This is a genomic window from Luteimonas sp. Soil_C_16, assembly GCF_057657295.1.
This window is the reverse complement of the sequence record NZ_JBDGIS010000010.1, coordinates 15,810-33,199: the sequence shown is the minus strand read 5'-3', so window position 1 is coordinate 33,199 and position 17,390 is coordinate 15,810. Positions and strand designations below refer to the sequence as shown.

Here is a 17,390-nt window from a genome sequence, read left to right as displayed (position 1 = left end):
CGGCACGCTTACAGCAGCACGCGACGCATGTCGCCGAGCAGCTGCGCCAGCGTCGCGGTGAAGCGCGCCGCGGCGGCGCCATCGATCACGCGGTGGTCGTAGGACAGCGACAGCGGCAGGGTCAGACGCGGCTGGAAGGCCTTGCCGTCCCAGACCGGCTTCATCGCCGACTTCGACACGCCGAGGATTGCGACTTCCGGTGCGTTGACGATCGGCGTGAAGCTGGTGCCACCGATGCCGCCGAGCGAGCTGATCGAGAAGCAGCCACCCTGCATGTCGGCCGGGCCGAGCTTGCCGTCGCGCGCCTTCTTCGCCAGCGCGGACATCTCCTGCGAGATCTCCATGACGCCCTTCTTGTCGGCATCGCGGATCACCGGGACGACGAGGCCGTTGGGCGTGTCGGCGGCGAAGCCGATGTGGAAATACTTCTTGAGCGTCAGGTTCTCGCCGGTCGCGTCGAGCGAGCTGTTGAAACGCGGGTACTGCTTGAGCACCGCCACCGAGGCCTTGATCAGGAACGCGAGCATGGTCAGCTTGACGCCGGCCTTCTCGTTCTCCTTGTTGAGCTGCACGCGCAGCGCTTCGAGGTCGGTGATGTCGGCATCGTCGTGCTGCGTGACGTGCGGGATCATCGCCCAGTTGCGCGCCAGGTTGGCCGCCGAGATCTTCTGGATGCGGCCCAGCTCCTGGACCTCGATCTCGCCGAACTTGGCGAAATCGACCTTCGGCCACGGCAGCAGGTTGAGACCGCCACCCGCCGCTGCCGGCGCACCGGAAGCGGCCTTCGCGCCGCCGCCCTGCAGGGCGCTCTTGACGAAGGACTGCACGTCCTCGCGGAGGATGCGGCCGCCCTTGGCGCTGCCCTTGAGCTGGGTCAGATCGACGCCGAGCTCGCGTGCGAACAGTCGCACCGCCGGGCTGGCGTACGGCACCTTGTCGGGGAAGATCGCATCGGCATCGAACCGCACCGGCGGACTGCCACCGCCCGGCGCGCGATGCGCGATCGAGGCTTCGGCGATCTTGTCGGGCGTGGCCTGCGCCGCCACCGGCTCGATCGTGTTGTCATCGGTGCCCTTGGCCGGCGCGGCGGCCGGTGCGGACGCCTCGGCAGGCGCATCGCCCGCGGCTTCGATGATCGCGACCACGGCGCCTTCCGACAGTGTGTCGCCGACCTTGACCTTCAGTTCCTTGATGACGCCGGCGACCGCGGCCGGGACTTCCATCGTGGCCTTGTCCGATTCCAGCGTGATCAGACCCTGATCCTTCTCGACCGTGTCGCCGACCGCGACCAGCACTTCGATCACCGGCACGTCGTCGTAGCCGCCGATGTCCGGGACCTTCGACTCCTGCGCGCCGCCACCACCGGACTGCGCCTTGGGCGCCTCGGTCTTCGCGGCCGGTGCGGCTTTCCCGGCAGCCGGCGTGTCGGCAGCCTTCGGGGCTTCGCTCTTCGCGGGCGCTTCGGCCTTCGCCGGCGTCTCCGCCTGGGCACCGCCGCCCTCGGCCTCGATGATCGCGACCACGCCGCCTTCCGACAGCGTGTCGCCGACCTTGACCTTCAGTTCCTTGATCACGCCCGCGAACGGCGCCGGCACTTCCATCGTGGCCTTGTCCGATTCGAGCGTGACCAGCCCCTGATCGACCGACACCGTATCGCCGACGGCGACCAGCACCTCGATCACCGGGACATCGTCAAACCCGCCAATGTCGGGAACGCGTGCTTCTTTCAGGTCGGCCATGCGGCCCTCCGGGCATCTCGTGACCCGCTATTGTGCGGCCCAGCCGGGTTTGCGCCAACTGTTGCATCGCGTACGGACGCGCATGGCAGCGCTTTCGCGCGCGCGCCAGCCGTCGATGACGGAACGCTGCGTCGCGATCATTGCGTTCGACGTGCGTACATGCATTTTCCGGCGCTTGCATCGTGCGGAAGTCGCATCGACAGGCACTCGCGGATGAACCACGCAATCGGGTTCCCGAAGACCTCGTGAAGCGTTGCGAACGCTTCAGAAATCGCAAATCGCGGATTCAGCTTTCGATTGCGAGCATGGCGCCGCCTTCCCGCAGAGGAAGGTCGCAGCGCTGCCCCCGCACGCCGCGACATGCCGCAACGCTGGACCCGCCACACGGTCCGGCCTTCAAGAAGGAGCACACCCCATGCTGAAGTCCAACAAGCGCGTTCTTGCCCTTGCCACTCTGGCCAGCTTTGCCGTCTCGTCGGTCGCGTTCGCCCAGGACGCCGGTGACACCGCGTCCGGCAAGCGCTTCTCGGTCGTCGGCGGCGCCACCCTGCTCGAGCCGACCAACCGCAGTGCCAACGATGGCGTCGAAGTCGACGGCGGCCCGGCGCCGACCGCATCGGTGTCGTACAACTTCACCGACAACATCAGCGCCGAACTGTGGGGCGCGCTCGACAAGTTCGATCACCGCGTCCGCAACGACGCCGGCAAGGTCGGCACCGTCGAGCAGCAGCCGATCGCGCTGAGCGGCCAGTACCACTTCGGCCAGGCCGACAACACCTTCCGCCCGTTCGTGGGTCTGGGCTATCACCACTCCAACATCAGCGGTGAAGACCTCAACCCCGGTGGCGAGCACGTCAGCCTGTCCACGCCGAAGGGCGCGATCGGCACGGTCGGCGTCGACATGAACATCACCCCCACCTGGTTTGCCCGCGCCGATGCGCGTTACCTGCGCAGCCGCGCGGACGTGAACCAGGCCGGCGTGTCCACCGGTCAGGAGCTCAAGCTCGACCCGTGGACCGTGGGTGTCGGTATCGGCGCACGTTTCTGATCTCTCTCCCAGAGTCGTGTGTCACGGAAGACCCGCTTCGGCGGGTCTTTTTTTATGCGGCATTTCGATGCGTACGATGCGCACGCCTGGCGGTTACAGCCAGCGCCCCAGCCGCCACTGCAGCATTACCGCGTACATCGCGTGATAGCCGACCACGAGCCCGGCGACCGCGAACAGGCCGGCCGGCTCGCCGAGCGGCCCCCACGCGGCGAGCGCCGCGGTGTCCCCTCGCATGCGCTCCCAGGCCTGCCAGATACCGGCGAACACGCGCGCGACGACGACCAGCGTCAGCGCCAGCACCAGCCAGCGGTTCGGCGTGTACCAGACCTGGCCGGGACGATGCTCGACGCGCGTCAGCGCCCAGCCCAGACCCCCGAGCGCCAGTCCGGTGAGCACGCCGAGCGCGGCGTACGGAAACGCGTGATCGACGAACAGCTGGGCGATGCCCATGCCGCCGAGGAACACCAGCGCGGATGCCGGAATCAGCCAGGCATTGAGCCGGGTCAGCCAGCGCGGCGGACGCCGGCGCGACGTGCCGACGCGATAGCGGTTCCACAGCGCCAGCGGCCACAGCAGAAGCAGCAACGCGAAGATGACGAGCAGGACCACGGCGAGCAACAGAAGAGGCATGGCGGTGTCGCGGATTCCGGCGTGTCGAAGGCGGCATGATCGGCGATCCAGCGCGCGACCACGATAAAAAGGGGCGCCTAGGGCCGCGGCGTGCCGTCGAGGCGCTTGATCTCGGCGTCCACGGTCCCGGCATCGGACAGCACTTTCTCGCGGCGGAACATGTACAGCCCGCTGGCGACGATGATGCCGGCGCCCAGCCACGTCATGCCGTCGGGCAGCACCTGCCAGACGAACAGATCCAGCAGCACCACCCACAGCAGCGCGGTGTACTCCAGCGGCGCGACCTGGCTCGCTTCGCCCAGCCGGAACGCGTGCGTCAGCCCGACCTGCCCCAGCGCACCGGTCACGCCGATCAGCGCGAGCACCCACCCGTGTTCGCGCTGCAGCGGTTGCCAGTCGGGCCACGCCAGCGCACCGGCGAACACCGCCATCAGCACCAGGAACCAGAACACCAGCGCCTCGGGACTGTCGCGCTGCGCGAGCTTGCGCACGGTGATCGATGCGATGGCGTAACACAGCGCGCCGCCGACGACCGACAGCCCGGCCAGCGTCGCCATGCCCTCGCCCGTGGGCCGCAGCACGACCAGCACACCGACCACGCCGAGCGCGATCGCCGTCCAGCGTCGCGGCCCGACCTTCTCGCCCAGCAGTGGCACCGCCAGCGCGGTGACCATCAGCGGCGACACGAAGACGATCGCGTAGGCCGTCGACAGCGGCATCCGCGCCAGGCCGTAGACGAAGCCGGCGATCATGCCGACGCCCAGGATTCCGCGCAGCAGATGCAGCGGCCAGTGGATGCGCAGCAGCGTGCCCGCGCGTCCGCGCAGCAGCAGCCAGCCGATGATCAGCGGCAGCGTCGCCAGGCTGCGGAAGGTCGCGACCTGGAACGCGGAATAGTCGTTGGCGATCCACTTCATGCCCGCGTCCATGCCGGCGAACGCGAGCACGGCGAACAGCATCCACAGTGCGGCGGCGCGGGCGTGGGTGGGAGCGGCGGAAGCGGACATGACGGCAGGCGATGCGGCGGATCGGGACGCGCATCCTCGCATGGCTGCACCGGCGCGGCGGGGGATTGCGACGGTGCGGCCGGCCTGCTTTGATGCGCGGACATCGCCAAGGAGAGGCTCATGACCGTCGACACCCGTCCCGCCGACCTGCTGCGGGCGCTGCCCGCCGGCTCGATCCCCCGCCCGCCGGTCAAACCGCTCTATCTGCTGAGCCTGTGGCTGGTCACCGGTCTGTGCCTGGCGATGCCGCTGGTGTATCTGGGCACGATCGCCGGCGTCGCCTGGCTGGAGTACCGCTGGTACAGCGACTGGGTGCACGCCCTGCAGCCGGGCTTCCTCTGGGGCCGCGTCGTCGCCTGGACCTTGCCCGGTTTCGTCGGCGGCATCCTGCTGCTGTTCCTGCTCAAGCCCTTCGTGGCGCCGCGTCCGCGCGCGCGCGAGGAAATCGAACTGTCGCCGGCCGAGGATCCCGCCTTCGTCGAGGGCGTCCACGCGCTGTGCCGGGCGATCGGCACGCGCCCGCCGTCCTCGATCCGGCTCACCCATGCGGTCAACGCCTGGGTGCAGTTCGAACCCGGCCTGTGGGGCTTCCTGCGGGGCCATCGGCGCCTGACGATCGGCATGCCGCTGGTCGCGGGCCTGGAGGCCCGGCAGTTCGTCGGCGTGCTCGCCCACGAGTTCGGCCACTTCGCCCAGGGCGGCGGCATGCGCAGCTCGCACGTCATCAACCGCGTCAACGGCTGGCTGTGGTCGCGCGGCTACGAATGGGATGCGTGGGACGACCGCCTGCACGACTAGCGCAGCGACGCGGACAACGGCGCCTTCGCGGCCGCTGCATGGCTCGCCAGCGGATGCCTGTGGCTGACCCGGATGCTGATGCGCGGCCTGTTCGCGGTCAGCTTCCGCATGAGCCGTCGACTGTCGCAGGAGATGGAATTCGACGCCGACCGCTACGAGGCCATCGTTTCGGGCAGCGACTGCTTCGCCACCACCGCGCTGCGCATGCGCGCCCTGATGCTGGCCTTCCACCGCGCCGACGCGCAGGGGGCGCATGTGTGGCAGCAGGGCCGTCTGGCGGCCGACCTGTCCGATGCGGTGATGGCATTCCTGCAGAAATTCAGCACGCGGGACTGGGACGATCTGCGGCGCGCACTGGATTCGGACGACACCACGCACTACTGGGCCACCCACCCGGCCGATGCTGCGCGCGTTGCCAATGCCGAAGCGCTCGGCGCCACCGGCCTGTTCCTGGAGGCGCGTCCGGCCCGCGACCTGTTCGCCGACTTCCCCGCGCTGTCGCGACGCGTGACCGCGCATTACTACCGCGGCATGGGTCTGACATTCGGCGCGCGCAATCTCGTCGACACCGCGGCCGTCGTCGACATCGATGCCTTGCCCGAGGCCGATGCGCTGGCCTGGACGCGCTACACCGCCGGCATGCTCGTCGAGCCTGCGCGCGTGGAGCCGGACGATGCGACGCGGGCGCCCCATGCCGCGATGGCCTGGCAGCAGTGCGTCGACGAACTGCGTCGGCTGCTGCCCGATGTCGCGCCGCTGTGGTCACGCAGACAGCGCGCGCGCCAGCGCCAGATCGAGGCCGCGCCGCGTGTCGCGTTGATCGATCTCGGCTTCGACGTCCCCATGCCCGACGGTTCCGCGGCGGACGCGGTCGCGCTGCGCACCGATTTCGCCGGCGGCGAGGCCGAGAACACCCCCGACGCACGCCTGCTCGAACGTCTGTCGGGCCTGTTCGCGAAACGGCTTGCGCACGCGATCGCGGTGATGCCGGACGTCGAGCGCGCCGAGGCCAGGTCACGACTGGCCGCGTTGTAGGTCCTGCACGTGCACGCACGCCGTCTGCGCAGCCTGCATCTCGATGCGATGGCCTGCCTGCCGCTGTCGCGCGGCCTGCACGGCGACGAGCCGGCGCTGCGCGAATGGCTGCTGCGCACCGCCGCGCGCTATCGCACGGGCGTCGATGCGCTGATGGTGGCGCTCGATGCGCTGCCGCTCGACGACTCGCAGTCGATGGGACGACATCTGCGCGCGGGCTGCGGTCATCTCGCGGACGTCGACGACGGCCCGCTGTCCTACATGCGCGCGACGATGCCGCTGCCGGAACTGCTCGACCGCCTGTACCGCCAGCAACTGGCGCAGCTCGTCACGCAGGCCGATCTGCAGGAACAACTGCACGGCATCCAGCCGATCCGGCTGGTGAATTTCGCGAAGGCTCCGCCGGCCGCAGCACCGGCCTGAACATCGCCCCCGCCTGCGTCTGCGCAGGCGGGGGCGACCGTCCTCAGCCCGCCAGCGTCGCCGTGTCGATGACGAAGCGGTAGCGCACGTCACCCTTGAGCATGCGCTCGTAGGCGGTGTTGATGTCGGCGATGCCGATGCGCTCGATGTCGGACACGATGCCGTGCTCGGCGCAGAAGTCGAGCATTTCCTGGGTTTCGCGGATGCCGCCGATCAGTGAGCCGGTCAGGCGACGGCGCTGCATGATCAAAGCGCCGGCGGCGACCGGCGCCGGCTGGTCGGGCACGCCGAGCAGGATCATCGTGCCGTCGACCTTCAGCAGCGACAGATAGGCGTTGTAGTCGTGCGGCGCGGAGACGCTGTCGACGATGAAGTCGAAGGTCTTGGCCAGCGTCTTGAACGTGTTGTCGTCACGCGTGGCGGCGAAATCATGCGCGCCGAGCTTCAGTGCATCCTGGCGCTTGGATTCGGATGTGCTGAGCACGGTCACGCGCGCACCCATCGCGACGGCGAACTTCACCGCCATATGCCCCAAGCCGCCGAGGCCGACCACCGCGACCGCATCGCCGGCCTTGACGCCGAAGTGGCGCAGCGGCGAATACGTGGTGATGCCGGCGCACAGCAGCGGCGCGGCGGCGTCGAGCGGCAGCGACTCGGGCACGCGCAGCACGTAGTCCTGGTCGACGGTGATGCGGGTGGAATAGCCGCCGTAGGTGGGGGCGCTGCCGTCGCGTTCCATCGCGTTGTAGGTGCCGGTCATGCCCTGCTCGCAGAACTGCTCCTCGCCCGCCTGGCATTGCGCGCAGGACCGGCAGGAATCGACGAAACAGCCGACACCGACGGCGTCGCCGACCTTGAACTTCGTGACGCCGGTGCCGACCTGGGCGACATGGCCGACGATCTCGTGGCCCGGCACCATCGGGAAGATCGAGCCGCCCCATTCGTCGCGGACCTGGTGCAGATCGGAATGGCAGACGCCGCAGAAGGCGATGTCGATCAGGACTTCGTTGGCGCGCGGGGCGCGGCGCTGGATCGTGGTCGGCGCCAGCGGCGTGGTGGCGTCGGCGGCGGCGTAGGCGGGGGTCTCGAACATGGCGGATGCCTCGTCATGGGCAGTCGGGGGAACCATTATTTTGCGGTCCCCCACGCAATGTTGGCGTGGCATCGGCGGAACAGCCCATACCGCCGGTGCGGTAATCTGCGCGCCTTCGTCCCACCTGCAGGTGCCCCATGCCGTCCTTCGATATCGTGTCCGAAGTCGACACCCACGAGCTGACCAATGCCGTTGACCAGGCCAACCGCGAGCTGACCACGCGCTTCGACTTCAAGGGCGTCGAGGCGTCCTACGAACTCGACGGATCGACCATCAAGCAGTCGGCGCCGAGCGACTTCCAGGTCCAGCAGATGACCGAGATCCTGCGCCAGCGCCTGGCCGCGCGGAAGATCGACGTGAAGTGTCTGGAGTTCGGCGACATCGAGACCAACCTCGCCGGCGCGCGGCAGACGGTCACCGTCAAGCAGGGCATCGAGCGCGATCTGGCGAAGAAGATCCAGAACGCGCTGAAAGAGGCCAAGCTCAAGGTCGACAGCCAGATCAACGGCGACAAGCTGCGCGTGAACGGCAAGAAGCGCGACGATCTGCAGGCGGCGATGGCCCTGTTGCGTGGCGCCGATTTCGAACTGCCGCTGCAGTTCGACAACTTCCGCGACTGATCCGCATGTTCCCGAGCGCCGATCCGATCGCCGACACCCGCCTGTGGCTGGAGCGCGCGGTGATCGGACTGAACCTGTGTCCGTTCGCGAAGGCCGTCGTGGTCAAGGACCAGGTGCGGTTCGTGCTCAGCGACGCGACGACGCCCGAAGCCCTACTCGAAGCACTCGGCGAGGAACTGCTGCGCCTGCGCGATACGCCGGCCAGCGAGATCGACACGACGCTGATCGTGCATCCGCAGGTGCTGGGCGATTTCCTCGAGTACAACGACTTCCTCGACGAGGCCGACGGCCTGGTCGAGGCGCTGGAGCTCGATGGCGTGCTGCAGGTCGCGAGCTTCCATCCCGATTACCAGTTCGCCGGCACCGCATCCGACGAGATCGGCAACTTCACCAACCGCGCGCCGTATCCGACACTGCACCTGCTGCGCGAAGACAGCGTGGCGCGCGCGGTGGCGGCGTATCCCGAACCGGACAGCATCATCGACCGCAATCTCGCCACGCTCGAAACGCTGGGGCACGCGGGCTGGGCGCGATTGTTTACCGAAGCGAACTGAGGGCGGCACAGCGCGCGACTGCGCTGCGTCCCTGGTTGCCGCCGCGATGCCGGATCAATGCGCCGGCGCGCTCTGCTCGGCGGGGCTCTGCAGTGCCCGCGGTTGTGGCGCCTGCTGTCGGTCCGCTTCGGACGCCTGCGCCGCTGCCTGATCGCGCGCAAAAAGTTGCGCCTGACCTTCAGCCAGCCATGCCTGCGCGCCCGGCGTTTCCATCAGTGCGGACGACGTCTGGCGTGCGGCCTCCGTATCGCCCTGTCTGACCGCCGAGAGCAGGCGCTCCAGTGCGGCGCCTGCACCCCCTGACAGCAGCGCCGACTGCGTCTGCAATGTCGGCGCTTCGGCCTTGCGCTCATGCGCGCGCAGCATGTCCCGTGCGGCCGCTTCCTGTTCGGCCACGTGGCGCTCCAGACTCGGCAGCACGGCCGACGCCATGCCGTGGCGAGCGACCGCTTCCGACAGCGCCGGTCCCGCCTCGCCTACCAGCTCGATCGCACCGGACCAGCTCTGGATGCCCTGCCGCGTGCGCGGGTCGAAACTGAGTGCGCCGCCGATGATCGCGCCGCTCAGGCCGCCGAGGCCTGCACCGGCGGTCGGTGCCTGCGCCGTCGCCTGCGTGAGTCGCGCGCCTGCGACCTCGAAACCGGCATGGAGCCGTTCGCCGACGTACACCAGCCGATCGCGCGCCCAAGTCCCGGCCACACCCGTCCCTGCCTGGACACCGTCCGCGATGGCGCCGGCCATCTCGCGCCGGCCCTGCGCCGCGGCGCGCCCCTGTTCGATCGCGGCGTCGGCTTCGCGTCGGTTGCGGTCCAGCGCGGCATCGCCGCCCGTCTCGATGCGTTCCGCGCGCGCGTGCAGACCTTCGCGCCACGTGTCGGAGACCATGACCGCGGCATCGCCCATGGTGCGCAGGAGCGCGCCGCGGCCATTCGCAGCAGTGGCCTGTGCCCAGCCCTGCGCGTGGTCGATGGCCGCCGCGCCCTGCGCGCCCACCATCCGCGCGTGTGCGGTGAACTCCCCCATCGCCCGTGTGCCCTGCGACACCACCACGCCGGCGCCTTGCCAGGTCCTGTCGATATGCAGACCGGCGAGCGCCGTTCCGGTACGCGCGGCCTCGCCGGCGTCGACGAGTCCCTCGCCGATGACGCGCCCGCCGTCGGCGACAACCTGGCCGGCCTGCGCACCCGCGTTCGCACCGCGCGCGCCCATCGCCAGCACGGTCAGAAGTGGTCCGCCCAGCTGATGCAGCTCGGCCATCGAGGCACGGTCTTCGCGCGCGACGAGCGTCTGCTCGTGATGCGTCATCGCCACCAGCGGTGGCATGCGCCTGCCGGCCGCCTCGGGCATGTCCCGGATCATGGACGCGGCTTCGCCGCGCTCGAGCGCTTCGAGCAGTGCGCGCACGGCGGGATGCGAGGATTCGGGGATGCCCGGGAGCAGCCTGTGCTCGAGATAGTCACGGCCCGCCGGCGTGCTTTGCACAGCGGCGACGCCATTGGTGAAGACCGTTGCAATCCGTTCGCGCTGCAGATCGCTCATGCCACGCACGTCCTGCTGCACGCCGTCGTTGAGGATTTCGCCTTGCACCTGCCAGGCGGTGACGGTTTCGCTGGTGTCGAAGAGCTGCGCTCCGTCCCGTCCTTTCACGAAATTGGCTGCCGTATCCGGGTGCAGTCCGGCCGCGTTGAAGGTGACCGTGCGCATGCCCGTTACTGCGGATGCTGCGGCCGCCATGCCGCCGCCCAGGCTGTGACCGGTGATCTCGAACTCGAGACCTGACTCCTTCAGCACTGCAGCCAGAGCCATTGCCTGTGTGTAGTAGGCGGTTTCCAGTCCGATCGACTGCGGCAGGTTGTTGCCGACAAAATCCTCGAGCGAGGTGTCTCGTAGCTCGCCGTTCTCAAGGATATGGCCTCTCGACCCCTTGAAGGCGAGCGTCGGCTTGAAACCGGGGCCTAGTACAGCAGGGTCTGGAACATAGATCTCTGCGCGGAATCCGGATTTATCGGGGTGCAGCAGGTCCAGGATCTGCACGTCGTCCAGAAGAAGCCCAGGGAGCATCTCGCGCAGGAGGGAAGGCGTCGCGCTGACGCGTATCCAGCCCGACGGTGGCTCTCCAGCGCCTTTGGCCGCGTCGTAGCAATCATGGGACAGGCCGGCCATCTCCTGACCGTGGTAAGTCGCCTCGAGTCTGTCCGCTTCGTCTGCTGCGTTCTTCGTTCCACTGGATCGCATCGCATCCAGCAGACGCTGCCGTTCCGCATGTCGCGTCGTCATGTCTCACCTCCGTCGTCATCCATGTCGGGAAGGGGAATCTGATCCTCGCTATGAGGAAATCCGAACGTCGCCCGCATCTTCCGGAAGTGCTCCGGCATCGGCGGACGCTCGAAGCCATTCGCTAACAACCAGCGCTGGCATTTGACCTGCCACTCCGGATCACCCGGATTTCCGGGATGCCAGAAGATCGCTTCGATGGCATATGAGTCGGCACGCTGTACCGGCTTGCTGAAGGAAAACTGCAACGAAGGGTCAGCGCCGTGCTCCAGAAGCCAGTGCGCCATTCGGAATCCGCCGAGACTCGTATAGGTTCTAAGGATCGTGCTGCCGGGCGACGCCTGCACATTGACGTCCGCACCTCGCTCCACCAGCAGTTGCACGTTCTGCCATTGGTTGCCCTGTACGAAAGCCTGGAACAGCAGCGCTTCGCGGTTTGAATTGCGTGTGTCCGGATCTCCGCCGTGTTCCAGCAGAATCTGCAGATAAATCGGGTCGTTCTGCCGGACCGCCCAGACCATCGCATTGTTGTGGCGGCGGGTGCCGCGATCCTTCGTCTCGTAGGTCTTGAAGGCATTCGGATCCGCACCGCTCTCCAGCATCGCGCGAAGCCCGTCGGGATTGCCGCGATAGATCGGCCACGCGAGCATCGGAATCCCGCCGTCGCGACCCCAGAACACGCCGTCGGGATCGACGCCTTCATCGCGCATCAGGCGACGGACCGCAGCCGCATCGCCGCTGCCGGCCGCGACAGCCAGTGCCTGCAGTTTCGGATCTTCGAATACACGCGCGGCTGCGGTGCGTTCGCCCGTAGGGTCGGCCGGCGGCAAGGCCAGCACACAGCCGGACAAGGCGACGATCGACGCCACCAGGCTCAAGGCACACCACCATTGCGTGCGCAGGCCGCGCCACGGCGATCTGCGGGCGTGGCGACCTGACGGACCCATCGTGTCCATTCCGACCTCGGCGCTTCCATACGCGATCGGGTCGAGGGTAACGCAGTCGCCGGAAGCGGCGCTGCCCGCGCCGATGCAGGGAATTCCTGACCCGCGCGATGCGCCGGCTGACGAACTCGAACAGCATCGCGATCAATACATAAAAATATGTTTATATAATGGCGATCCGCCCTGCCCGCCCTGCGTCCCATGCCGCACGATCACGACCACACCCACGCACACGGCCACGCGCCTTCGGTCTCCGCCGCCAACGAACGCGTGGTGCTGACCGGCTTCGCGCTGACCGCGGGTTTCATGCTGGTCGAGGTCGTCGGGGGCGTGCTGTCGGGTTCCCTGGCGCTGATCGCCGATGCCGGTCACATGCTGACCGACGCCGCCGCGCTGCTGCTGGCTTGGGTGGGGTTCCGCATTGGGCGTCGCGCGTCCGATGCACGGCGCACCTTCGGTTACATGCGCTTCGAAGTACTGGCTGGCCTGGTCAATGCGGTCACGCTGTTCGCGTTGGTGATCTGGATCGTGTGGGAGGCGATCCAGCGGCTGCGCAGTCCGGGCGAGGTGCTGGCCGGGCCGATGCTCGCGGTCGCGGTGGTCGGCCTGCTGGTCAACTGCCTGGTGTTCTGGATCCTGCATCGCGGCGACCAGTCGCACGTCAACATCAAGGGCGCGACGGTGCACGTGCTCGGCGATCTGCTCGGCTCGGTCGCGGCGATCATCGCGGCGCTGGTGATCCACTTCACCGGCTGGATGCCGATTGATCCGATCCTGTCGGTGCTGGTGTGCCTGCTGATCCTGCGCAGCGCCTGGGCGTTGCTGCGCAGCGCGTTCGACATCCTGATGGAAGCCGTGCCGCCGGACATCGACATCGCGGTGCTGCAGGACCACGTACGCGAGACCGTGCCGGGCGTCGCCGACATCGATCACGTGCACGTGTGGTCGATCACCTCGGGCAAGGTGCTGGCGACGCTGGAACTCACGCTGGCCGACGACGCGCAGCCGGCGCAGGTGGTGCCGGCGGTCAAACGCGCGCTCGCCGAGCGGTTCGCGATCGGCCACGCCACCGTCGAGGTCGTGCACGTGCCGCAGGCGCACTGCGCGCTGGAGCAGCGCCGGAAGCGCGGTGCGCATGCGCACGAGCACGCACATCACCACGATCACGACCATGATCGCGACGACACGCACGCCCACCCCCACGCGCCAGACGCATCCGGGCCCGCGCGATGAGCGGCGTCGACGATGCGCGGCTGGCACTCCTGGCCGAGACGTTCAAGCTGCTCGGTGATCCCACACGGCTGCGCGTGTTGCTGACCTGCCTCGACGGCCCGGTTGCGGTCGGCGACATCGCACGCCGCACCGGCGCCTCACAGCCGCTGGTCAGCCATCACCTGCGACTGCTGCGCGGCGCGCGGCTGGTGCGGGGCGAACGTCAGGCGCGCCAGGTGCTGTACGAGGCCGACGATGCGCACGTGCGGGACATGCTGCGCGACATGCTCGACCACACCGGCGAGCACGCCTGACCGGACGCACCCGGGCGTTCACGCCGAGGCAAGCCGCGCCGTCGACACTGGTCCGCATCACCTGCTGTCGAGCACCGCCCATGTCGATCCCGTCCCGAATCGCCGTTGCCCTGCTGCTGGTCGCGGGCGGCAGTTACGCGCGGTCGGCCAGTGCAGCCGATGACGCCTCCGCGGGTTTCAGCCGTTGCATGGACGCGGGCGGCGGTGTGACCGCCCGCATGCTCGACTGCATCGGCACCGAAACCAGACTGCAGGACGCACGCCTCAATGCCGAATACCGGCGCACGCTGGCCGCGGTGTCGCCCGGCCAGCAGACACGCCTGCGCGCGGCGCAACGCGTGTGGATCCAGTATCGCGACGCCAACTGCCGGTTCCGCGCCGATCCCGACGGCGGTACGCTGGCGTCCGTCGCCGCGGCGGAGTGCGTGCGCACGATGACCACCGAGCGCGCGAGCGAATTGGCGCAGTTGCGGGCGCAGATCTGAGTGTTGGGGCCGATGGGTGTCGCTGCCGCTCTACCCATCCTACGAAGCGCAGATGACCTGACCGCAGGATGGGGCAAGCGACAGCGAAACCATCAATTCGATCAGTCTGTCTGTTCTGCCAACAGCAGCCACGGCGCCAGCAATTCCCGCGCGTCGTCGAGCGATTCCACGATGCGATGTCCGAGCGCACGCACCGCATCGTCCGGCGCCAGCAGGTCCGGCACCTGCACCGCGGTCATGCCCGCAGCGAGCGCGGCGCGCACGCCGGTCGGCGAATCCTCCAGCACCAGGCACTGCGCCGGCGCCACACCGAGGCGTTCGGCGGCGAGCAGATAGACATCCGGCGCCGGCTTGGGCTGCGCGACGTCGCTGCTGGTGCAGACCACGTCGAAATAGCCGAGCAGACCTGCCGCTTCGAGTTTGCGCTGCGCCAATGGCGACCGGGTCGACGTCGCGACCGCGCGCGGCATGCCGTGCGCGACGAGCATATCCAGCAACGCCACGATGCCCGGCCGGTGCGGCACGCCGCGCTCGGCAACCGCGACATAACGCGCATGTCCATCGGCGAGCAACGCATCGGCCGCCACGTCGCCAATCTCCGCGCCGAGGCGCGCACGGCACACGGCTTCGGTGTGGCCGATCAGGCACAGCCACCACTCCGGATCGATGTCCGCACGCTGGTCCAGTGCAGCGGCGCGCAGCGATTCGAGGATCGCGCGCTCGCTGTCGAGCATCAGCCCGTCCATGTCGAAGATCACCGCCGCGGGCCGGAACGGCAGCGGCGCGACCTCAGCCATCGGCGGTCATCAGCCGTGCGATGTCGGCGGCATCGAGCGCACGCCATGCGCCTTCCGGCAGATCATCGAGCGCGAGTCCGCCGACGCGGCTGCGATGCAGCGCGACCACGTGGTTGCCGACCGCGGCGAACATGCGCCGCACCTGGTGGTACCGGCCTTCGGTGATCGTCAGTCGTGCCTGCGTCGGCGACAGCACGTCGAGCACCGCGGGTTTGAGTGGGGTGTTGTCCGCTTCCAGCAGCATCGCGCCGCTGGCGAACAGCACGCCCTCGTTGCCGCGCAACGGCTCGGCGAGCGTGGCCTCGTAGACCTTCGGCAACGCGGCCTTCGGCGAGATGATCCGGTGCAGCAACTGGCCGTCGTCGGTGAACAGCAGCAGGCCGCTGGTCTCGCGATCGAGCCGACCGACCGTCGACAGCACCGGCGATCGCAGCCGGAAACGCGGCGGCAACAGGTCGTAGACCAGACGCCCGGTGTCCTTGGTCGAACAGGTGTAGCCGGGCGGCTTGTGCAGCAGCAGGATCAGGCCGAGCGGCGGATCCAGCGCTTCGCCGTCGACGCGCACGTCGGCGTGGCCGACCTGGTCGTCGGCATACAGCACGTCGCCGGCCGCATCGGTGACCCGGCCTTCGCGGAACATCCACGCGACCTGCTTGCGGCTGCCGTAGCCCAGGTTGGCGAGCAGTTTGACCAGCTTCATGCGCGGTGCCTCGCAGGCGTGGCGCGGGCGCGCACCGCGTGGATCACCTTGAACGCGCCGCTGGACGCGATCTCGTTGACCTCGCTGAAACGCGCATCGAGCACCTCCTCGTACGGAAGATGCCGGTTGGCGACCAGCCACAACGCGCCGCCCGGCTTCAATGCGTCCGCGGCGGCACCGATGAACGTGCGACCGATGTCGGGGCGGCCCTCGCGGCCGTGCGCATGGAACGGCGGATTGCTGACGATGAAGTCGTAGCCCGTCGGCACACCGGTGGTGACGTCGTGCCAGTGATAGGCCAGCGTTGCGCCCGCGCCGAGTGCATCCAGATTCCGGCGCGCCAGCGTCAGCGCGCGGCCTTCGGCTTCGAAGACGTCCAGCGCGGTGATGCCCTGGCAACGCTGCAGCAGTTCGGCCGACAGGTACCCGTAGCCGGCGCCCAGATCGGCGCCGCGCCCGGCCAGCGTGGTCGGCAGGTGCGAGGCCAGCAGCGCGGACGCGGGATCGATGCGGTCCCAGGCGAACACGCCCGGGCGGCTCTGGAAACGGCCGCCGAGCACGGCGCGCGGACGGTCCAACGTGGCCCAGTTCTCGACCAGTGCGGTGTCGACGGTGTCGCCGGCCTGCGCCCAGAACACGCGGCATTTGTGCTTCGACAGCGCGCCGATGTTGCCGGCGAGACGGGCGAGATCGTCCTGCGCGGACTTCGCGCCCTCGTCGTTGGACACGCTGGCCAGCACCCAGCCGCCCGGTGTCACGGCCTGCAGCGCGCGCGCCAGTACCGCGCGCGATTCGTCACGCTGACGCGGCGGCAGCACCAGCACCAGCGGTCTGCGCGGCAATGCGACGTCGTCGCCGTCGCCGGGCAACACCTCGAGGCCGGCGCGCTGCAGGGCCACGTGCAGCGGCTTGAGGCTCTGTTCGCAGACCAGGCCCGGCCAGCGCCCACCGGTCGTCGGCACGCCCGGACGCGCGCGCAGGAACAGCGCACCCGCGTCGGGCCAGGCGATCTGGCGGTGTTCGAGCGGCAGGAACAGGGCGTCGAGGGCGGGATCGGACATGAAGAGGCGGAGACGGGACGGTCGTCGATTCTACCGGTCGCGCTATCGTGCCCGCGGAACAGCCGATCGCGGCCGCCCACGCCACGCCATCCGAACGCGAGGTTGATCCGCCGCGAACATGCGCGCCCGCACGATGACCTGACCGCATTCCCCCGAGGAGACCACGATGCCCATCCACGCCCTGTTCGTCGGCGGCACCATCGACAACGGCGAACTCGACCTCGATGGCGCGGAGCCGCCGGCCCGCTACCCACCCGATTCCGGCAGCGGCCAGTCGCGCTACCACCTGCACGCGGTCGGACGCCGCGGTGACGAGATCGTCTACGCGGTCTATGGCGGACCCGACATCGCGCACGAAGAGGTGCAGCGCGTCAGTGAGGCGCGTGCGTACGCACGACGGTTCGAAGCGACCGAGACCGTCGTCGGCTGACCGTCAGCCGGAGACGGGCGAGCGCTCTGCGAGTGTCAGGGCGCGTCGCCACGGCAGCGCCGAGATCGCCAGGCAGGCGGCGACGGCCAGGCCCCAGTGCAGCGCGCCGTCGCCGAACGCAGATGCGACGGTGGTGGCCCACAGGCCGCCGTAGACGAACGCGCAGACCACCGCACCGATCGCCATGGCGGTGACGAGCAGACGCATCAGCAGCTCTTCGCCGCGA

20 protein-coding genes are annotated in these 17,390 nt (G+C 68.8%); 10 read left to right on the top strand and 10 right to left on the bottom strand.

All coding sequences use genetic code 11. The features are described 5' to 3' along the window. Positions 1-8: 8 nt before the first annotated feature. Positions 9-1,739 (bottom strand): dihydrolipoyllysine-residue acetyltransferase, encoded by a 1,731-nt coding sequence (gene aceF, locus AC3A5T_RS16365; RefSeq protein ID WP_487629455.1) that lies wholly within the window; start codon positions 1,737-1,739, stop codon positions 9-11. Between the two features lie 415 nt (positions 1,740-2,154). Between aceF and AC3A5T_RS16360 the strand changes: the two genes are divergently transcribed. Next, on the top strand, positions 2,155-2,787 hold the full coding sequence (locus tag AC3A5T_RS16360) for an OmpW/AlkL family protein (RefSeq protein WP_232137421.1): 633 nt from the start codon (positions 2,155-2,157) through the stop codon (positions 2,785-2,787). 93 nt (positions 2,788-2,880) lie between these two features. Here the strand turns inward: AC3A5T_RS16360 and AC3A5T_RS16355 are convergent, their stop codons facing one another. Together AC3A5T_RS16355 and AC3A5T_RS16350 are read right to left on the bottom strand one after the other, a co-directional pair. Beyond that, entirely contained in the window at positions 2,881-3,417 is a 537-nt protein-coding gene (locus AC3A5T_RS16355) for a DUF1453 domain-containing protein (protein ID WP_487629454.1), read from the bottom strand. Between the two features lie 77 nt (positions 3,418-3,494). After that, on the bottom strand, positions 3,495-4,424 hold the full coding sequence (locus AC3A5T_RS16350; protein WP_332078130.1) for a DMT family transporter: 930 nt from the start codon (positions 4,422-4,424) through the stop codon (positions 3,495-3,497). 120 nt (positions 4,425-4,544) lie between these two features. Between AC3A5T_RS16350 and AC3A5T_RS16345 the strand changes: the two genes are divergently transcribed. The 3 genes from AC3A5T_RS16345 (at position 4,545) to AC3A5T_RS16335 (ending at position 6,680) form a co-directional block, all read left to right on the top strand. After that, the gene (locus AC3A5T_RS16345; RefSeq protein ID WP_487629453.1) at positions 4,545-5,222 is read left to right on the top strand and encodes a M48 family metallopeptidase; all 678 of its coding nucleotides are present in this window, start codon (positions 4,545-4,547) and stop codon (positions 5,220-5,222) included. A 78-nt stretch (positions 5,223-5,300) separates the two neighbouring features. Continuing rightward, complete coding sequence (locus AC3A5T_RS16340) at positions 5,301-6,257, top strand: hypothetical protein (protein WP_487629452.1); 957 nt, start codon at positions 5,301-5,303, stop codon at positions 6,255-6,257. A 9-nt stretch (positions 6,258-6,266) separates the two neighbouring features. Continuing rightward, positions 6,267-6,680: a hypothetical protein gene (locus tag AC3A5T_RS16335; RefSeq protein WP_487629451.1), complete on the top strand. Its 414-nt coding sequence runs from the start codon at positions 6,267-6,269 to the stop codon at positions 6,678-6,680. A gap of 43 nt (positions 6,681-6,723) precedes the next feature. Here the strand turns inward: AC3A5T_RS16335 and AC3A5T_RS16330 are convergent, their stop codons facing one another. Next, complete coding sequence (locus AC3A5T_RS16330; RefSeq protein WP_487629450.1) at positions 6,724-7,773, bottom strand: NAD(P)-dependent alcohol dehydrogenase; 1,050 nt, start codon at positions 7,771-7,773, stop codon at positions 6,724-6,726. Between the two features lie 137 nt (positions 7,774-7,910). Between AC3A5T_RS16330 and AC3A5T_RS16325 the strand changes: the two genes are divergently transcribed. Beyond that, positions 7,911-8,393 carry a YajQ family cyclic di-GMP-binding protein gene (locus AC3A5T_RS16325; protein ID WP_487629449.1) on the top strand — a complete coding sequence of 161 codons (483 nt, stop codon included), beginning with the start codon at positions 7,911-7,913 and terminating at the stop codon, positions 8,391-8,393. A gap of 5 nt (positions 8,394-8,398) precedes the next feature. Further along, positions 8,399-8,947 (top strand): DUF1415 domain-containing protein, encoded by a 549-nt coding sequence (locus AC3A5T_RS16320; protein ID WP_487629448.1) that lies wholly within the window; start codon positions 8,399-8,401, stop codon positions 8,945-8,947. 54 nt (positions 8,948-9,001) lie between these two features. On the opposite strand, the gene AC3A5T_RS16315 is transcribed toward AC3A5T_RS16320, so the two are convergent. Next, positions 9,002-11,224: a Tle-like phospholipase domain-containing protein gene (locus AC3A5T_RS16315; RefSeq protein ID WP_487629447.1), complete on the bottom strand. Its 2,223-nt coding sequence runs from the start codon at positions 11,222-11,224 to the stop codon at positions 9,002-9,004. Beyond that, entirely contained in the window at positions 11,221-12,177 is a 957-nt protein-coding gene (locus tag AC3A5T_RS16310) for an ankyrin repeat domain-containing protein (RefSeq protein WP_487629446.1), read from the bottom strand. Before AC3A5T_RS16310 ends, AC3A5T_RS16315 begins: the two co-directional genes overlap by 4 nt. Positions 12,178-12,366: 189 nt before the next feature. Between AC3A5T_RS16310 and AC3A5T_RS16305 the strand changes: the two genes are divergently transcribed. From AC3A5T_RS16305 to AC3A5T_RS16295, 3 genes are all read left to right on the top strand, one after another. Further along, a complete protein-coding gene (locus AC3A5T_RS16305; RefSeq protein ID WP_487629445.1) occupies positions 12,367-13,398 on the top strand; it encodes a cation diffusion facilitator family transporter in 1,032 nt (343 codons plus the stop codon). Continuing rightward, a complete protein-coding gene (locus AC3A5T_RS16300) occupies positions 13,395-13,691 on the top strand; it encodes an ArsR/SmtB family transcription factor (protein WP_487629444.1) in 297 nt (98 codons plus the stop codon). Before AC3A5T_RS16305 ends, AC3A5T_RS16300 begins: the two co-directional genes overlap by 4 nt. A gap of 80 nt (positions 13,692-13,771) precedes the next feature. Next, positions 13,772-14,176: a lysozyme inhibitor LprI family protein gene (locus AC3A5T_RS16295; protein ID WP_487629443.1), complete on the top strand. Its 405-nt coding sequence runs from the start codon at positions 13,772-13,774 to the stop codon at positions 14,174-14,176. A 101-nt stretch (positions 14,177-14,277) separates the two neighbouring features. On the opposite strand, the gene AC3A5T_RS16290 is transcribed toward AC3A5T_RS16295, so the two are convergent. From AC3A5T_RS16290 to AC3A5T_RS16280, 3 genes are read right to left on the bottom strand one after another with little or no spacing between them, the layout of a single operon-like run. After that, positions 14,278-14,973 carry an HAD family hydrolase gene (locus tag AC3A5T_RS16290; protein ID WP_487629442.1) on the bottom strand — a complete coding sequence of 232 codons (696 nt, stop codon included), beginning with the start codon at positions 14,971-14,973 and terminating at the stop codon, positions 14,278-14,280. Beyond that, positions 14,966-15,673, bottom strand: coding sequence for a pseudouridine synthase (locus AC3A5T_RS16285; RefSeq protein WP_487629441.1), 708 nt, complete (start codon positions 15,671-15,673; stop codon positions 14,966-14,968). Before AC3A5T_RS16285 ends, AC3A5T_RS16290 begins: the two co-directional genes overlap by 8 nt. Continuing rightward, positions 15,670-16,734 carry a class I SAM-dependent methyltransferase gene (locus AC3A5T_RS16280; RefSeq protein WP_487629440.1) on the bottom strand — a complete coding sequence of 355 codons (1,065 nt, stop codon included), beginning with the start codon at positions 16,732-16,734 and terminating at the stop codon, positions 15,670-15,672. The genes AC3A5T_RS16285 and AC3A5T_RS16280 overlap by 4 nt, the downstream gene beginning before the upstream one ends. A 166-nt stretch (positions 16,735-16,900) precedes the next feature. Between AC3A5T_RS16280 and AC3A5T_RS16275 the strand changes: the two genes are divergently transcribed. Next, positions 16,901-17,164: a hypothetical protein gene (locus AC3A5T_RS16275; protein ID WP_487629439.1), complete on the top strand. Its 264-nt coding sequence runs from the start codon at positions 16,901-16,903 to the stop codon at positions 17,162-17,164. A 3-nt stretch (positions 17,165-17,167) separates the two neighbouring features. Here AC3A5T_RS16275 and AC3A5T_RS16270 read toward each other — a convergent pair whose 3' ends face one another. Continuing rightward, positions 17,168-17,371 (bottom strand): hypothetical protein, encoded by a 204-nt coding sequence (locus AC3A5T_RS16270; RefSeq protein WP_487629438.1) that lies wholly within the window; start codon positions 17,369-17,371, stop codon positions 17,168-17,170. Between the last annotated feature and the right edge of the window lie 19 nt (positions 17,372-17,390).

What these genes read in the sequence shown, in the direction of transcription:
- AC3A5T_RS16280 (WP_487629440.1), bottom strand. Translation starts at nt 16,734, where the DNA reads ATGTCCGATCCCGCCCTCGACGCCCTGTTCCTGCCGCTCGAACACCGC.
- AC3A5T_RS16315 (WP_487629447.1), bottom strand. Translation starts at nt 11,224, where the DNA reads ATGACGACGCGACATGCGGAACGGCAGCGTCTGCTGGATGCGATGCGA.
- AC3A5T_RS16310 (WP_487629446.1), bottom strand. Translation starts at nt 12,177, where the DNA reads ATGGACACGATGGGTCCGTCAGGTCGCCACGCCCGCAGATCGCCGTGG.
- aceF (WP_487629455.1), bottom strand. Translation starts at nt 1,739, where the DNA reads ATGGCCGACCTGAAAGAAGCACGCGTTCCCGACATTGGCGGGTTTGAC.
- AC3A5T_RS16345 (WP_487629453.1), top strand. Translation starts at nt 4,545, where the DNA reads ATGACCGTCGACACCCGTCCCGCCGACCTGCTGCGGGCGCTGCCCGCC.
- AC3A5T_RS16320 (WP_487629448.1), top strand. Translation starts at nt 8,399, where the DNA reads ATGTTCCCGAGCGCCGATCCGATCGCCGACACCCGCCTGTGGCTGGAG.
- AC3A5T_RS16285 (WP_487629441.1), bottom strand. Translation starts at nt 15,673, where the DNA reads ATGAAGCTGGTCAAACTGCTCGCCAACCTGGGCTACGGCAGCCGCAAG.
- AC3A5T_RS16270 (WP_487629438.1), bottom strand. Translation starts at nt 17,371, where the DNA reads ATGCGTCTGCTCGTCACCGCCATGGCGATCGGTGCGGTGGTCTGCGCG.
- AC3A5T_RS16340 (WP_487629452.1), top strand. Translation starts at nt 5,301, where the DNA reads ATGCGCGGCCTGTTCGCGGTCAGCTTCCGCATGAGCCGTCGACTGTCG.
- AC3A5T_RS16355 (WP_487629454.1), bottom strand. Translation starts at nt 3,417, where the DNA reads ATGCCTCTTCTGTTGCTCGCCGTGGTCCTGCTCGTCATCTTCGCGTTG.
- AC3A5T_RS16350 (WP_332078130.1), bottom strand. Translation starts at nt 4,424, where the DNA reads ATGTCCGCTTCCGCCGCTCCCACCCACGCCCGCGCCGCCGCACTGTGG.
- AC3A5T_RS16330 (WP_487629450.1), bottom strand. Translation starts at nt 7,773, where the DNA reads ATGTTCGAGACCCCCGCCTACGCCGCCGCCGACGCCACCACGCCGCTG.
- AC3A5T_RS16275 (WP_487629439.1), top strand. Translation starts at nt 16,901, where the DNA reads ATGCCCATCCACGCCCTGTTCGTCGGCGGCACCATCGACAACGGCGAA.
- AC3A5T_RS16360 (WP_232137421.1), top strand. Translation starts at nt 2,155, where the DNA reads ATGCTGAAGTCCAACAAGCGCGTTCTTGCCCTTGCCACTCTGGCCAGC.
- AC3A5T_RS16295 (WP_487629443.1), top strand. Translation starts at nt 13,772, where the DNA reads ATGTCGATCCCGTCCCGAATCGCCGTTGCCCTGCTGCTGGTCGCGGGC.
- AC3A5T_RS16305 (WP_487629445.1), top strand. Translation starts at nt 12,367, where the DNA reads ATGCCGCACGATCACGACCACACCCACGCACACGGCCACGCGCCTTCG.
- AC3A5T_RS16300 (WP_487629444.1), top strand. Translation starts at nt 13,395, where the DNA reads ATGAGCGGCGTCGACGATGCGCGGCTGGCACTCCTGGCCGAGACGTTC.
- AC3A5T_RS16325 (WP_487629449.1), top strand. Translation starts at nt 7,911, where the DNA reads ATGCCGTCCTTCGATATCGTGTCCGAAGTCGACACCCACGAGCTGACC.
- AC3A5T_RS16290 (WP_487629442.1), bottom strand. Translation starts at nt 14,973, where the DNA reads ATGGCTGAGGTCGCGCCGCTGCCGTTCCGGCCCGCGGCGGTGATCTTC.